At 52.5% G+C, this 14,797-nt stretch carries 15 protein-coding genes and 1 pseudogene; 11 read left to right on the top strand and 5 right to left on the bottom strand.

Going from position 1 to position 14,797, the window contains the following annotated elements; all coding sequences use genetic code 11:
- Nucleotides 1-3 precede the first annotated feature (3 nt).
- On the top strand, nucleotides 4-1,344 hold the full coding sequence (locus KVT34_RS03055) for an MFS transporter (RefSeq protein ID WP_217556607.1): 1,341 nt from the start codon (nucleotides 4-6) through the stop codon (nucleotides 1,342-1,344).
- Nucleotides 1,345-1,448: 104 nt separating this feature from the next.
- On the opposite strand, the gene KVT34_RS03050 is transcribed toward KVT34_RS03055, so the two are convergent.
- A complete protein-coding gene (locus KVT34_RS03050) occupies nucleotides 1,449-2,123 on the bottom strand; it encodes an SOS response-associated peptidase (RefSeq protein WP_217556606.1) in 675 nt (224 codons plus the stop codon).
- A gap of 317 nt (nucleotides 2,124-2,440) precedes the next feature.
- Between KVT34_RS03050 and KVT34_RS03045 the strand changes: the two genes are divergently transcribed.
- From KVT34_RS03045 to KVT34_RS03020, 6 genes are all read left to right on the top strand, one after another.
- A complete protein-coding gene (locus tag KVT34_RS03045) occupies nucleotides 2,441-4,318 on the top strand; it encodes an LTA synthase family protein (RefSeq protein ID WP_217556605.1) in 1,878 nt (625 codons plus the stop codon).
- 241 nt (nucleotides 4,319-4,559) lie between these two features.
- Nucleotides 4,560-5,000, top strand: a complete 441-nt coding sequence (locus KVT34_RS03040; RefSeq protein WP_217556604.1) for a MarR family winged helix-turn-helix transcriptional regulator — start codon at nucleotides 4,560-4,562, stop codon at nucleotides 4,998-5,000.
- A gap of 6 nt (nucleotides 5,001-5,006) precedes the next feature.
- Nucleotides 5,007-5,657 (top strand): beta-barrel domain-containing protein, encoded by a 651-nt coding sequence (locus tag KVT34_RS03035; RefSeq protein ID WP_009672433.1) that lies wholly within the window; start codon nucleotides 5,007-5,009, stop codon nucleotides 5,655-5,657.
- Nucleotides 5,658-5,671: 14 nt separating this feature from the next.
- Nucleotides 5,672-7,321, top strand: coding sequence for a DHA2 family efflux MFS transporter permease subunit (locus KVT34_RS03030; protein WP_217556603.1), 1,650 nt, complete (start codon nucleotides 5,672-5,674; stop codon nucleotides 7,319-7,321).
- Between the two features lie 45 nt (nucleotides 7,322-7,366).
- Complete coding sequence (locus KVT34_RS03025; RefSeq protein ID WP_042227966.1) at nucleotides 7,367-7,903, top strand: NAD(P)H-dependent oxidoreductase; 537 nt, start codon at nucleotides 7,367-7,369, stop codon at nucleotides 7,901-7,903.
- 25 nt (nucleotides 7,904-7,928) lie between these two features.
- Nucleotides 7,929-9,044, top strand: a complete 1,116-nt coding sequence (locus tag KVT34_RS03020) for a hypothetical protein (RefSeq protein WP_217556602.1) — start codon at nucleotides 7,929-7,931, stop codon at nucleotides 9,042-9,044.
- Nucleotides 9,045-9,141: 97 nt separating this feature from the next.
- Here KVT34_RS03020 and pdxK read toward each other — a convergent pair whose 3' ends face one another.
- The 4 genes from pdxK to KVT34_RS03000 form a co-directional block, all read right to left on the bottom strand.
- On the bottom strand, nucleotides 9,142-9,954 hold the full coding sequence (gene pdxK / locus KVT34_RS03015; RefSeq protein ID WP_217556601.1) for a pyridoxine/pyridoxal/pyridoxamine kinase: 813 nt from the start codon (nucleotides 9,952-9,954) through the stop codon (nucleotides 9,142-9,144).
- A 225-nt stretch (nucleotides 9,955-10,179) separates the two neighbouring features.
- Entirely contained in the window at nucleotides 10,180-10,707 is a 528-nt protein-coding gene (locus tag KVT34_RS03010; protein WP_217557235.1) for an ADP-heptose synthase, read from the bottom strand.
- A 134-nt stretch (nucleotides 10,708-10,841) separates the two neighbouring features.
- A complete protein-coding gene (gene mgrA, locus KVT34_RS03005) occupies nucleotides 10,842-11,831 on the bottom strand; it encodes an L-glyceraldehyde 3-phosphate reductase (protein ID WP_217556599.1) in 990 nt (329 codons plus the stop codon).
- A gap of 330 nt (nucleotides 11,832-12,161) precedes the next feature.
- Nucleotides 12,162-12,827 carry a YjgB family protein gene (locus tag KVT34_RS03000; RefSeq protein WP_217556598.1) on the bottom strand — a complete coding sequence of 222 codons (666 nt, stop codon included), beginning with the start codon at nucleotides 12,825-12,827 and terminating at the stop codon, nucleotides 12,162-12,164.
- 298 nt (nucleotides 12,828-13,125) lie between these two features.
- Here KVT34_RS03000 and KVT34_RS02995 point away from each other — a divergent pair, with 298 nt between their 5' ends.
- The 4 genes and pseudogenes from KVT34_RS02995 to KVT34_RS31675 form a co-directional block, all read left to right on the top strand.
- Nucleotides 13,126-13,488 (top strand): VOC family protein, encoded by a 363-nt coding sequence (locus KVT34_RS02995; protein ID WP_217556597.1) that lies wholly within the window; start codon nucleotides 13,126-13,128, stop codon nucleotides 13,486-13,488.
- A gap of 197 nt (nucleotides 13,489-13,685) precedes the next feature.
- Nucleotides 13,686-14,168: a DUF2975 domain-containing protein gene (locus KVT34_RS02990; RefSeq protein WP_217556596.1), complete on the top strand. Its 483-nt coding sequence runs from the start codon at nucleotides 13,686-13,688 to the stop codon at nucleotides 14,166-14,168.
- Nucleotides 14,169-14,648, top strand: coding sequence for a DUF2975 domain-containing protein (locus tag KVT34_RS02985; RefSeq protein WP_217556595.1), 480 nt, complete (start codon nucleotides 14,169-14,171; stop codon nucleotides 14,646-14,648).
- A 1-nt stretch (nucleotide 14,649) separates the two neighbouring features.
- Nucleotides 14,650-14,733: pseudogene (locus tag KVT34_RS31675) on the top strand (helix-turn-helix domain-containing protein); the annotation flags it as partial.
- Nucleotides 14,734-14,797: the final 64 nt, after the last annotated feature.

Below are 14,797 nucleotides of genomic sequence, written 5' to 3'. Positions count from 1 at the left end.
CTTATGGAGGCGAAAAAAAAATGGGATCTCATTTCTGTGGCATCCATCCCGCTGATCATGACTCTTGGAAACTCCATGCTCATTCCTATTTTGCCTTTGATCCGTGAAAAACTTCACGTGACCTCGTTTCAGGTCAGCCTGCTCATTACGGTCTATTCGATTGCGGCGATCCTACTTATTCCGGTCGCAGGGTTCCTGTCGGACCGGTACGGCCGTAAAATCGTTATCATTCCCAGTCTGATTATCGCCGGCATCGGGGGTGCCGTCTGCGGATTTGCAGCCTGGTTTATGCCTAACCCTTATATGACGATCCTGCTCGGCCGTCTGCTGCAGGGTATTGGAGCCGCCGGCGCGGCCCCTGTCGCCATGCCTCTCGTCGGAGACATGTTCGTGAAGGAAAGCGACGTCAGCAGCGGCCTGGGCGTTATAGAAACGGCCAACACGGGAGGCAAAGTACTAAGCCCTATTCTAGGGTCCGCGCTTGCCGCCCTGGTCTGGTTCCTGCCTTTTATGGCTATTCCCCTTTTCAGTCTGATTTCTGTCCTGATGGTCCTCTTTCTCGTCAAAAAACCGCAGAAAAGCGGCGGCAAGGAAGCCGGCCCGGACCAAAAGAGCGCGAAGGCGGCAAGCAAAGCGGCAGACAAAAACGGAAAGCCGCATACGGATTCCGCCAAAGAATCCGGTAACACCGACGGAGCGCCGATCTCGCTCCCGGTTTTTCTGAAAGATCTGAAATGGATCTTTTCCAGGAAGGGCAGATGGCTGTACGCGATTTTCGCTATCGGCTGCATCTGTATGTTTTTGCTTTTCGGGGCTCTTTTTTATTTGTCCGAGCTGCTCGAAGAGAAATACAATCTGCACGGTATTCTCAAAGGATTCGTTCTGGCGATCCCGCTGACCCTGCTCTGCCTGACGTCTTTTATTACCGGCAAAATCATCGGTCAGCATAAGAAGCGGATGAAATGGCTGACCTTTATCGGAAGCCTGCTTGCTTTGGGCGCGACTCTGGGCTGTCTTCCCTTCAACTCGCTGTATGGCCTGCTAACGATGCTTTCCCTGCTCGGAATCGGAATCGGGCTCGCGCTTCCCTGTCTGGACGCCTTCATTACCGCGGGAATCGACAAAGCCCAGAGGGGCACGATCTCTTCCTTCTACAGTTCCATGCGGTTCATCGGCGTTGCGATCGGTCCACCCGCCGTATCCGTTTTGCTGTCCAGATATCCGACTATTCTGTTCTATGTACTCGGTGCGGCCTGCCTTCTGGCGGCTCTTCTCGCTTTATTCGCCATCCATCCGTCCACGGATGAAGAGACCCGGCCCAAAACGGAGCCTTCTCCCGCCTAAAAATTGAATAGGCTTGTCTCCAGGGACAAGCCTCCTCTTTTACGGAACCCACATTCTCGGAACGATCCTTCCTTCTCCTTCTTTCTATCTTGCTGCTTCACCTATCACTCTTTTATCCAGGCGACTTTTAAATTCATCTCTTCTATACAATGCGATTCGTCCAGTTCCAGGTTGGAAATGGCCGGCGTGACGGGATAGGCTTCCATCGCTTCGGCCCGAAAAGGCTTGAGCAGCGGGATCAGCCGGTCGGTATCCATCGCCCCCTGTGACATCCACTCCCCCATCGAATGCTGATTCAAAATAACCGGCATCTGGTTATGGAAAGAAGTAATCAGCGAGTTCGATTCCGTCATCAACATTGTGCAGGTCCGAAGCTCTTTCCCTCTCGGGTCGCTCCATACATCATACAAACCGGCGATGCCGAAAACCTCACGATTCCGGGGTACCACGCGAACGGGAAAGCTTTTCTTCCCCTCCGTCTTCCAGTAATAAAAGCCCGAGCATGGAACGATACAGCGCTGACGCATAAAAATTTTACGGTAAGCGGGGTCCTGGTGGACCGACATCCCGTCTGCATTAACCGCATCTCTCGCCCAAAAGGGAACGAACCCCCACCGGTATTCATCCAGCACAAGCTCCCCGTTTACGGAAACGATTACAGGCACATGCTGTCTGGGCGAGATGTTATACCGGGGTTTGTACGGAACCGCTATCTTGTCCACTTGGAACCGGTTCTGAAGCTCGGCTAAATCGGCCGTCAACGAATATTGTTTGCACATGGAACTCACCATCCTTTTGCGCTTTATTGTGCCGCGCTTCAGGAAATATATTCTAATTTTAATTCCTTTTTTAGACAATTAGCGACATTTTCAGACAAAAAAATTGGTCAATTCCCTTTTTTGGGGTACAATAGTCCAGAAGAATATGGGGTATATCGGTTCCTTGTTAATAAATAGACTTTTTTAATATGACTGGGCATTTCATCAATTAAAGTCTTATATCCACGATTTGGATTGACATGAAAAGGGACTCGTTCATAATTCCTTAATATTTTTCTTGTATAAAAGTATAGATCGAAAGGAAAGGAGCCTATTGCATGAGCATTCGATGGAAAGAATGGTATAAAAGCATGTTTGTTTGGACGATCGTGCTGCTGCTTGCCAAAATGGCACTGTTCCGGATCTTGGTCTATGACAAACTGACTCTGGACAAAATTTTAATAGACGCCTTCGATGTGGTGGTAATCGCCTGTCTAATCGAGCTTTTCCGGCCCGGGCGTGTAAAAACGGCACTTTTTTGGATTTTCAATCTCTTAGTCAGTTTGGCATTGCTCGCATCCGCTATTTACTTCCAAAACTTTGGAACAGTCCCCATCTACACAACGTTAAAACAGCTGCATCAAGTGGGACAAGTTTCTTCATCCGTACGTTCGATTATGAGACCCGCTGACCTCTTGTTCTTCGCGGATATTCTCATCGTTCTGCTGTTCAAAATCGTCGTGCGCAAAAAACCGAAAAGAAACCGCGTGCCATTCCGGCTTCCGACGCCGGTTACCTACGCTCTCATGATCGTGAGCGTTTTGCTGGCCTCCAGTTCCATAGCGGCCGCTTCCGGCACGAAGAACGAACTGAAAAAAGGAGAAGAGCTCGGTTTCTTCGCCTATCAGGCCGTTTCGTTGTTTGACGGACTCCGCGCCAACAGAACCAATTACGCGGACATTTCCGAGGTGAAACAAAATCTGACGGAGCTGGAAGCTTCCTTCCCTCGCAGCGCTCCGCTCGCGCCAGGGGCGGCGCCTAATTATTTCGGCACCGAGAAAGGTAAAAACGTGATCGTCGTCCAACTGGAGGCGTTCCAGAACTTCCCGATCAATCTGGAAGTGAACGGCCAAGCCATCACGCCGAATATGAATGAGCTGCTCAAGTCCAGCTTCTATTTCAACAATTTCTTCCAGCAGGTCGGGCAGGGCAACACTTCGGACGCCGAGTTTATTTCCAACACGTCCATTTACCCGACTGCTACCGTGGCCATGTCCAGCGGCTTCAACAACCGCGAGCTGCCCGGTCTGCCGAGAGCGCTCAACGCCCTTCAATACGAAACGAATACGTTTCACGTGAACGACGTCAAATTTTGGGACCGGGACAAGATGTATCCCGCGCTCGGATTTAAACAGTATTTCGACAAGCCGTCCTATACGAACGATAATTTCAATGCCTTCGGCGCATCGGACGAAGAGCTGTACCGGACCGGCATGAAACGGCTCGTTGAGCTGAAGAATGAAAATCAGCCGTTCTACGCTCAGTTTATTTCGGCTTCCAGCCACCATCCGTTCAAAATACCCGAGGATAAACAGACGCTGGATCTGCCGGAGAACATCAAGGGCAAGCAGCTCGGTGACTATCTGGAAGCCGTCCATTATACGGACTATGCCCTCGGAACGCTGATCAATCAGCTCAAAGAGAACGGCATGTGGGACAATACCGTTCTCGTTCTGTACGGGGACCACTTCGGCCTGCAGCCGCAGGATAACGATCCGAAGATGGTCAGCGAGGCGCTCGGAATCGATTACCACGAGCAGATTTCCCGGTACAACATCCCTCTCATTATCCATGCCCCTTCCCAAAAGGAAGGCAAGCAGATCGAAACGGCCGGCGGCCAGCTGGACATTATGCCGACCGTAGCCAACCTGCTCGGCATCCGGCTGGATGAAACGGGGATTGTGCCGTTCGGGCACGATTTGCTCAATGTGACGAAGAACGTTTCCGGAATCCGGTACTACCTGCCGACCGGCTCTTTCGTCAATAACGATATCTTGTTCGTTCCGGGGGAAGGCTTTGACGACGGGACCGCGGTCTCGCTCAAAACGCACAGGCCCGTGGCTGATTTCAGCCAGTACCGCAAAGATTACGACTACATCATGGACCTCATGCAGCTATCCGATGAATATGTAAAGCTGCTTCCCGTCCGCAAATAATGTATCGTTAAAAGGATAGTTGCCGGAATATACCGCCGGCAACTGTACAAGAAGGCGGCGCCCTCCAAGGGCGTCGACCTTCTTTCTTTTTTGCCCGAAAGCGGCCTAGACGCGATTGGATAGATGTGGAGAATCTTCCGTTTTGATTTGTTTGACATGTGATTTGTTCCGTAGCATAATATTTACTATAGAATGTTTCACTTGTGAATCATTAAACAGTGCAACGATAGGAGGCGAGAGCATGGAGAGCCCGCTTTACCCCATCTATACTTCTTTTCGTGAAGTTAATCAGACGATCAAGCGTATCCTTCGCACGAATGCGGAAGCGATGGGGTTATCCCATGTGCAGTTCACGATTCTTCGACTCCTGAGTAATTGTCCCGGCACGAATGTGACGGAGCTTGCCGAGCGTATGCAGCAGACAAACAGCTCGGTCAGCGTGGCCATCGAACAATTGGTCGGGATGGGACTTGTGAATCGAATCCGCAGCAAAGAAGACCGCCGGAACGTCAAATTAAACTTGACCGATAGAGGTACGGAGAAGGTAAGGCTTTCAATGAATGAAGATTCGCATCTTTATAAACAGCTTGTGCGGATCTTGGAAGTCCCGCCTCAGGAGATTCAATGCATGCTGGACACGCACCAAAAAATTTTAGATCGGCTTAACGCCAAGGAGGAATAAAGTAAGATGGGTTACACCAGAATCGTTATTACCAACGTAGTTGTCATTATTGTTTTAATTGTTGCCGCTGTTACCGGCTATTATTTCTATAATCAGTCGACCACCTATATCAAAACCGAAAATGCGCAGATCGCCGGCCAGCAAATGCTGATTACCGCTCCCGCCACAGGAAAGCTTGAAGACTGGAAAGGCAAAGTCGGCCAAGTGTTCAAAGCCGGCGACGTGATCGGTACCGTTCAAACGGCCGGAGCTCAAGGAACTACCGCGGTGAACGTGTCTATGCCTGCAGACGGCACAGTCGTACAGACTAGCGCTTATGACAATGAAACCGTAGCTCCCGGCACACCGCTCGGTTATGCCTACAACATGGGAAGTCTTTTCGTAAATGCCAACATTGAAGAAACGCAGCTTAAAAACGTGAAAGTCGGCCAGACCGTCGATATCTATGTCGATGCTTTCCCGAACAATACGCTGACCGGAACCGTGAATCAGATCGGCCAGGCTACTGCCGGTACGTTTTCCATGCTTCCGCAAAGCAACAGCAACGCGAACTACACGAAAGTCACTCAAGTTGTCCCGGTTAAAATTATGCTGACCGATAATCAAGGGGTTGCACTCGTACCCGGTATGAGCGCCGAGGTCCGCATCCATAAGTAAGGAGCGATTAAGGAATGTCTGAAACAAAAGCATTAGTTGTCTATAAGGAGAAAGAACCCGAAGAAGACATGACGAAGCATCGTGGTACGGTGCTTCTCGTTTTAATTCTGGGTGCCTTCGTCACCATTCTTAATCAGACGCTTCTCAATGTGGCCCTGCCCCATTTGATGAATGATTTCAATGCGTCTGCGGACACCATTCAATGGCTGTCCACCGGTTACATGCTGATTAACGGGATCATTATTCCGATTTCCGCCTTCCTGATCGGTACGTTTACGACCCGGCAGCTGTTCATCTCCGCGATGATTTCATTCACCGTCGGCAGTTTGATATGCGGCATGGCGCCGAACTTCACCATTATGATGATCGGCCGTATCGTACAGGGCGCGGGCGCCGGTATTATTATGCCGCTCATGATGACCGTTATTCTGAACATCTATCCCCCTCAAGTAAGGGGACGTGCGATGGGTATGATCGGCATCGCCATGTTCTTTGCTCCGGCGATCGGCCCTACTCTGTCGGGCTGGATTATCGAGCACTGGACTTGGAGAATCTTGTTCTATGTCGCGATGCCGATTGCCATCCTCGATATTATTTTTGCCTTCCTTGTGCTGAAAAACGTCACGAAAGTAACGAAGCCCGTATTCGACTTCCTCGGATTCGTTACGTCGACGATCGGCTTCGGCTCGCTCCTGTACGGCATCAGTGAAGCCGGCAGCAAGGGCTGGGGGTCCGTTACGGTCGTCTCTACCATCGTCATCGGCATTGTCTTTATCGCCCTGTTCATCGTTCGCGAGCTGACCGCCAAAAACCCGCTTCTGAATTTGCGGGTTTTCAAGTACAACATGTTTTCCCTTAGTACCGTCGTCAGCTGTATCGTGAACATGGCCATGTTCGGAGCCTCTATCCTCGTTCCGATTTATGTTCAGAACATCAGAGGGTACAGCCCGATCGAAGCGGGTCTGCTTATGCTGCCCGGCGCGCTCCTGATGGGGGTCATGTCGCCTATTTCGGGCGCCTTGTTCGACCGTTTCGGCATTAAGCCGCTCGCCTTTATCGGCCTTACCATTACGGCTATCACAACCTGGCAGTTCGCCCATCTTAATGCGGATACGACCTATTCGACCCTGATGTGGCTGTACACGATCCGCATGTTCGGCATGTCGTTCATTGCGATGACGATTATGACGACCGGACTCAACCAACTGCCGAGAGAGCTGGCCAGTCACGGGACGGCGGCATCCAATACGGCACGCCAGATCGCTTCTTCGATCGGTACGGCAGTTCTGGTTACCATCATGACAAATCGCACAACCTATCATGTCGGACAATATGCCAACGACCTGTCTTTATCCAACCCGAACTACAATCCGTCCGGACTGGAAAGCATGGGCGCGGCATTCGCCCAACAGATGGGCCAGTCCCTTGCGGCAGGCAAAGCGTATGCCAGCCAGATGCTGTACGGACTCGTTACGAAGCAGTCGACAATTCAAGGTATCAATGACGCCTTCGTCGTTGCGACTGGACTCACGATTGTCGCATTGGTTGTCTCCTTCTTCTTCCGCCGCGTCGCTCACGGCAAATCCGCCAAGAAAAAATTGGCCGAGAAGCCGGCAGAACCGATTGAATTGACGGATTCGAGAGGGCAAACAGCGCGGGTGTAACATCCGCGCCTTCTCATTTGATCTTGTCAGGAAAGGAAGTCTATTATGAAAATTTTTGTAGTTTACGACAGCGAGAGCGGCCATACCGAAGCGCTTGCCCGCTCCATCGCGGAAGGCGCCGCCGCTCACCCGGAGGCCGAGGTACTCCTCCGCCACGTTAACGAGGCACAAATCAGCGAGCTGGAAGACGTGGATGCGATTATCTGGGGCTGTCCCGGCCATTTCGGTACGATCAGCTCCGGGCTGAAGAGCTGGATCGATAAGCTCGGCTACATGTGGGCCAAAGGCGAGCTCATCGGGAAAGTCGGCGCCGCGTTCTGCACAACGGCGACTGTCCACGGCGGCATTGAAATGACGCTTTGGAACTTGATTACACCGATGCTCCACAACGGCATGATCATCGTCGGCCTGCCGAGCAACGTACCGGAAAATGTGCTTTACGGCTCCTATTACGGCGTCGGCATCACTTGTCCGGTCGAGGCGTCCAAGGATGCCCCTCCCAACCTGCCGACCGAGTCGGATTTGGCTCTGGGACGCGCTCTGGGCAAACGGGTTGCCGATATCGCCCAAAAGCTAGCCTAATGCGTTAAGGAAAGGATGATACCCGTTGGACTTATTTTATTTTCTGGCCATTGTGGTCATCGGCCTTCTGGTGCTCATCCCGGTTAACCTGAAGTTGTTCCGCAAGTCGGCGCAAAGCCAGCAGCCGGATAAACCGGCCGAGGAGTCAGCTTCCCCTAGCCGGGTCAACAACTTAACGGACGGATACGCTCCCGAAACCGCCGGGCCGCATGGAGAAGTTCCTTCTGCGAATGGCGGAGCGGAAGCCGCTCCGAACCTTACGGAAGCGGACCGTGCCGGCACGCATCGCGAGAGCCTGGAAGAACATCGCGCACCGGAACAGACCGTTCCGGGCGCTTCTTCCAGGGAGCCGGATCCCGCCCCCGCACGTCCGGGCACGGCTGCCGCTTCCGCTCCTGCTCCCGTAGAGCAGGAGGAAGCACGCTTCGCCCCTGCGGCCGAAGAGATGGCTCCTCCCGCGCAGCCGGAGGCCGAGCCGGAGCTGCCACCGCGCAGCCAGCGGCACGCGGGCCACACGCACGGCCGCAAAGCGTCGCTGCGCGGCAGCAGCATCCGTCCGGCGGCGCAGACACCGCGCGCCGAGGCGCCGCTGCCGCCGCATGAAGCGGCCGAGCCGTCCGCAGCCGGAGCGCTTTCCGCGGACACCGCTGGAACGAGCGCTGCGGAAAGCGCGGCCGCTTCCACCGAGGAGGCGCCGCGGCTGCAGCTGCACCCGTTCGCGGACCGCAAGCGCCGCTCCGAAGCGCCGCACGCGGAAGGCGCAGCCAGCCTTCGGGCGGACGAAACGCCGGCGGAACGCCCGACGCCGTCCGCCCCTGCGGCCGCAGCCGGCGGCACCCCGGCAGCGGATCGCGCACCGTCCGGCGTTCCCGTGCCGCATGCCGCCGAAATGGGCGCCTCGGCTCACGAGTCCCCGGCCGCAAGGTCCGGATCGGCCGGTGAAGACGGCGGCGTCCACTCGGACATGGACTACCGCGAAGCGCTTCGCCGCGGACTCCGTCCCGAGCCGGAACCGGAAAACGTGCCGGAACCGCGAAAGGACGAGAAGTACGACGACCGGAAATACCGGGACACGCTGCGGGATATGTTCCGCGAAGCGGCGAAAAACGCCGAAAACGGCAATACGGACAACCGTAAGTAAGGCCTGACCCAATAAACGCACAAAAAACCCGCATACGGAGAAAATCTCCGGATGCGGGTTTTTTTCGATGCAAGCGAGGCCTTAACGATAAAACTTCTCAGTTTCCGCCGCCGTACACCCGGTACGCCGAATGAAGCGTCGGACCTACGTACTGGTTCAGCGGGAACGAATGACGGATCGCTTCGGTGATGAAAGCTTTCGCCGTATGAACGGCTTCTCTCACGGACTTGCCTTTGGCCAGCTCCGCCGTAATCGCCGCCGAATACGTGCAGCCTGCGCCGTGCGTATTCGCCGTTTCGATGCGTTCGGACTCCAGCAGCTCGAACGTTTCGCCGTCGTACAGAACGTCGACCGCTTTGTCGTGCTGCAGCTTGCCGCCGCCTTTCACGAGCACATATTTGGCGCCGAGCTTCTTGATCGCCGCAGCCGCTTCTTTCATGTCTTCCACGGTGCGCAGAGGAGCGTGTCCGCTAAGCTGGGCCGCTTCGAACAGGTTCGGCGTCACAATCGTGGAACGCGGCACCAGGACGTCGCGCAGGCTGACAGTCGTTTCGGGATGAAGCGCCTCGTCGTTGCCTTTGCAGACCATAACCGGGTCGATTACGACATTTCCGACGTTCTCCCGGTCGATGGTACGGCCTACGAGTTCGATGATATCAACCGAGCCGAGCATGCCTGTTTTCATGGCATCAACGCCGACTCCGTGAAGGACCGTCTCCAACTGCGGCGCAAGCACCTCGGTGGAAATCGGGAAAACCTGATGGGCCCAGCCGTTGTGCGGGTCCATCGTGACAATCGTGGTCAGGGCGGTCATTCCGTATACGCCGCGCTCCTGGAATGTTTTCAGGTCGGCTTGGATGCCGGCTCCTCCGCTGGTATCGGAACCCGCAATCGTTAATGCTTTGTACATAGTCTTGTCCTCCTTGCGATAAGGTCTTAGGTGTCGAATCCGGGGTGCGGTTTATAACGATCCAACTCGAAAATCGTCTACTCTCTATCCTACGGCACAGTGTGAAAATGTGCAATATGCCCGTGAGTCTACAGGAGTCGACAGGTACTGCCAAACGAAAACGAAAACGAAAAAAACCGCCTTTCGGCGGTCTTTCGTGTGCCCGCGTCACTTAAACGAAGCACCTTACAGCAAATTTTTGAAATCGTCCGCGGATATGCCCTCTTCCACCGCAAACTCGAAATCGTCCACATCGTAAATCTGCACCGGAATTTCCGCCTGAATGATTTTTTCCACCAGCTCGACCTGATCGGTCAGCATAGGCACTTTTTCGTGCAACGCGGTCAAAATCAGTTCGGTTTCCACCGGATCGAACGATTCCCCGTAATGAGCGTTGTCCACGGAATTCACAACAGTGAAGGATACCATATCGTTCACAAGGATCGGCGGGCTTTTACGCCACGGAACGGTCAAGGCCCGTTCGATTTTTTTCTTGTTCAGCGGATCCTCGAAAAAAGTGATCAGCTCTCCGATCATCTCTTTTACATGCGCGTCCTCCTGCGGATCGGGCATAACCGGCTCCGGGCTGTCCTTCAACTCGTACAGCTCGGCAACGGTGGAATACGGCAGAATATACTCTACCGGACGCCCGGGCACCAGCAGTTGTCCATATATGGCAACCAGGACGGACTCGATAATAAAGCGTCGGCCCATCATCTCTTCCCCCTTTGTAAATCGGCACAGCCAAAATAGTCAACTACCATCATAACACTTCCTGTAGGGTCCTTCCAGCATTATGGGAATATTTTGTCCGGCCGGGGGGTGATGGCAAGGAACTGCTCCCTTCTTCAGGCGAGCACGGATTCGATCAAGACCAGCTCTTCCTCGGAAAAATCGAGATTGGCGACAACGGCCGCGTTCTCTTCAATCTGGCCCGGCCGGCTTGCGCCGATCAGCGCCGAGGTCAGGCGTCCCTCTCTCAACACCCAGGCAAGCGCCATCTGGGCCAGGGTCTGCTTGCGGTCGCCGGCGAGCTCGTTCAGCCTGCGGATTTGTTCCAGCTTCTCGTCCGTCACGTCTTTTTCTTGCAGAAAGACCGACGGTTTGGCCGCGCGTGAATCCGCCGGGATTCCGCCCAAGTATTTGGTCGTGAGCAGTCCCTGCGCCAGAGGGCAGTAAGCAATACTGCCGACGCCATTGTCCCGCAGCACGTCTTGCAGGCCGTTTTCGATCCACCGGTTGAACATGGAATACGACGGCTGATGGATGAGCAGAGGCGTCCCCAGCTCTTTGAGAATACGGATCGCATCGGCCGTCTGTTCCGCCGTATAATTGGACACGCCGACATAGAGCGCTTTGCCTTGTCTGACCATCGAATCGAGCGCCATCATCGTTTCTTCGAGCGGCGTTTCGGGATCGAAACGGTGGGAATAAAAAATATCCACATAATCGAGCCCCATCCGCTTCAGGCTCTGATCCAGACTGGCCGTCAGATTTTTGCGCGACCCCCATTCTCCGTAAGGGCCTTCCCACATCAGATAACCGGCTTTCGAAGAAATGATCAGTTCGTCCCGGTAAGGCGCAAGGTCCGTTTTCAAAATCCGGCCGAAATTCTCTTCCGCCGAACCCGGCGGAGGCCCGTAATTGTTCGCGAGATCGAAATGGGTAATTCCCAGATCAAACGCTTTTCTGATCATCGCGCGGCTGTTCTCATAGGAATCCGATCCGCCGAAATTGTGCCAAAGGCCCAGCGAAATAACCGGCAGCTTCAAGCCGGAGCGGCCAGTCCGATTGTAAACCATGGAAGCATAGCGATCTTTATCCGCCAAGTAATGCATGAATAATAGCACCTCCGAAGATTACGTGATAAAAACGGCTCAGGTACGACAGAACTTTTTGCAAAGCTCCGCAGAGAGCCCTTACATTCAAACATACGCATACACATTTACGTTAAAGGTGTTCCCTCTGCCCCAATGAATTCCATTGCATGAAGAAAGGTCGTGCTCCCCCTGTCTTATGTTGTTCCCTCCATCGGTACAGGCTCTGTACAATTGAAATTCGCCCGCAAGCTTCATTTACCTGCCGAAGCGCTTCATTTAAATCAGGTTAGAATTAAAAAAGAGGCTGTCCCTTCATCACTTCGTGAATTAGGGGCAGCCTCCTGACTTTTATCCGGCCATCAGATTTTTGGTATCTTGGGGACTGTAAACCGAGATGTGATCCACCTTGCCGGTCGATTTAGGGATAACGAATTTCAACTGATACTGGCTTCCGGCTCCGTACGTATAAATCGTGTCGTCGCCGTTGACCGTTACTTCAGCAGGCTCGCCGAGCGTCTGTTTGATATCCGACAGAGCAAGCTGCTGCAGCGCTTTGTCATAGGAACGGACATCGAAGATCACCATCCCTTTGTTAAAACCGAAGGTCACTCCGCGCTTCGAATAGGTCGCATACTGGCCTTTTCCCGCGCCTTCCTGCTTGTCGGGCTTGCCCCATTTCTTCTCTACGTCGTCAAAAAGTCCCGTGTGGGCGGCATATTCCACGCCCGCAATCTGACCTTTGCGCGCCAGCTCCATGATTCCTTTAACTTGCGCGGCTTTATCGGAACCGGTCGTGCCTCCTTCACCCGGCTTGGCCGATGGTGCCGGGGTTGGGCTCGGTTCCGGGCTTCCGCTCGGACTTGCGGACGGAGTCGGTTCTGCGGTTACGGTCGGCGCGGCCGTGGGACTGGGCGCGGGTTGCGACTCCGAGCCGCATGCCCCCAGGGCAAGCGGCAGGGACATAACGGCTGTCATCATCAGCATACGGCTTTTGTGCGATAAGTTTAAGTTCATGGCTTCAATCACTCCTCGGAACGGTTTAAGGGAGTCTGCGCTCCCCTTTCTTTTCTGGTCTGCGATCGGTGAATCTTACGTTGGCCGGGTCCGGGTTACGTTCGGCCGAATCGGTTTAAGGCTGGCCCAGCGGTTTGCGGTTCGTCGGGTCCTGTTGGGGTCAGTTCGTGGACGGCTTCGGCCGATCCGCTAGCTCCCGTTTCTCCCTGCCGATTTGATCTCGGACGGGAGCTTGACTATACTATAGGCTGGATACACCATCCAGATCCTATGTCGAGTATACTCCAGGAGGACAACCATGATCAAACAAGCGGGCACGATTGCTGTTTATGTGGATGACCAGCAGGCATCCCTCAAATTTTGGACGGAGCGGGCCGGGTTCGCCGAAGTGGCCAACCACCCGATGGGCCCGGATGCGTTTTGGATAGAAGTGGCGCCGACCGGCGCCCAGACACGCCTCGTGCTTTATCCCAAGGCCATCATGCCGGGGTGGGAAAAGCAGAAAGCCGCCGTCGTTTTCGAATGCGACGATATTCAGGAAACCTACAAGACGTTGTCCGCCAAAGGCGTCCGTTTTCTGGAAGCGCCGAACAAGATGCCTTGGGGAACTTACGCGCGTTTTGCGGATATCGACGGAAACGAATTTTTACTGAAGCAATAGAATTTCAGGAAAACCCGGCTGAACCGGCCGGCCGCACAAAAACACCCGCCTTTACGGACGGGTGTTTTTTATTTTTGTCAAAATCAAAAGGATATTCCAATAACAATAATAATATGATAAAATACAATATAAATTTATTGTAAAACGATAAATCATATGCTAAAATCATGTTCTCATAAACAAGTGAGGTGTTTTAAATGAATGTTAAACAAGGTTCAACCAATTTCTTAAAGGTAGTAATTTTTCTGGCTGGAATTGCACTGCTTGCTTTGTGTATCTATGGGTTGCCTGAAGCAACGAGAAGAGATGCCATAGCAAACCCAGATTACCATTACCAGGTTTACCCGCTTTTAGTATGCGCGTATGGAATCTGTGTTACGTTTTCTGTTGCATTGTATCATGTATTTAAGCTATTAACTTATATCGAAAAGAACCATGCTTTCTCCGAGTTATCCCTAAAATCTTTGAAGGTTATAAAGAGATGTGCCTTTACTGTCATTCTCTTCATTTTGTTAGTGATCGTAAACTTAATGGTGCTTGCTAAAACCACAGGAGATGACGCAGCGGGTCCGATATCGCTAAGTCTAATGGGTATTTTTGCAACAAGTATCGTTGCAGTCATTTTAGAAGTTCTTCAAAAACCAATAAAAAATCTCCTGGATAAAAAAGAAGGGTTATAAATGAAAAAAGCATCCACATTGTTTTTAAAATCAGCGGTTATTCTTATGGGGATTCCAGTTCTTGCTCTGTGTATATTTTTAGTGCCTCGTGTAGCGAATTTTGCATCCGAATTATACCCAGCTGTCGCTTCAATGAAATATCTCGTTTTCACCCTTATGTACGGAGCGGCTATCCCTTTCTATTTCGCTCTCTATCAAGCTTTCAATCTTTTGCGTTATATAGATAAAAGCAACTCATTTTCGCAATTATCCGTACATGCATTAAAGCATATAAAACATTGTGCGATTACCATCAGCGGTTTATATGTATTAGGCATGCCACTCATTCATTTTATAGCCAAGAAAGTTGACCCGCCTATTGGATTATTGGGACTCATTATCATTTTTTCTTCGTTGGTTATCGCCTTTTTTGCCGCTGTCCTGCAACGGCTTTTGCAAGAAGCGATTCTCATAAAATCAGAAAATGATTTGACGGTCTGAGGTGGAGGATATGGCGATTATTATTCATATTGATGTGATGTTAGCAAAACGAAAATTGAGCGTAACGGAGCTTTCGGATGGAGTACAAAAGCGACGAAGACACGCAATAAAAACAGACAACGAATTAATTTAACTGACGGGTATGATAG

The organism is Paenibacillus sp. GbtcB18, assembly GCF_019091125.1.
Lineage (GTDB): Bacteria > Bacillota > Bacilli > Paenibacillales > NBRC-103111 > Paenibacillus_F > Paenibacillus_F chitinolyticus.
The sequence above is the reverse complement of the archived record's forward strand: the minus strand, read 5'-3'. Positions and strand labels throughout refer to the sequence as shown.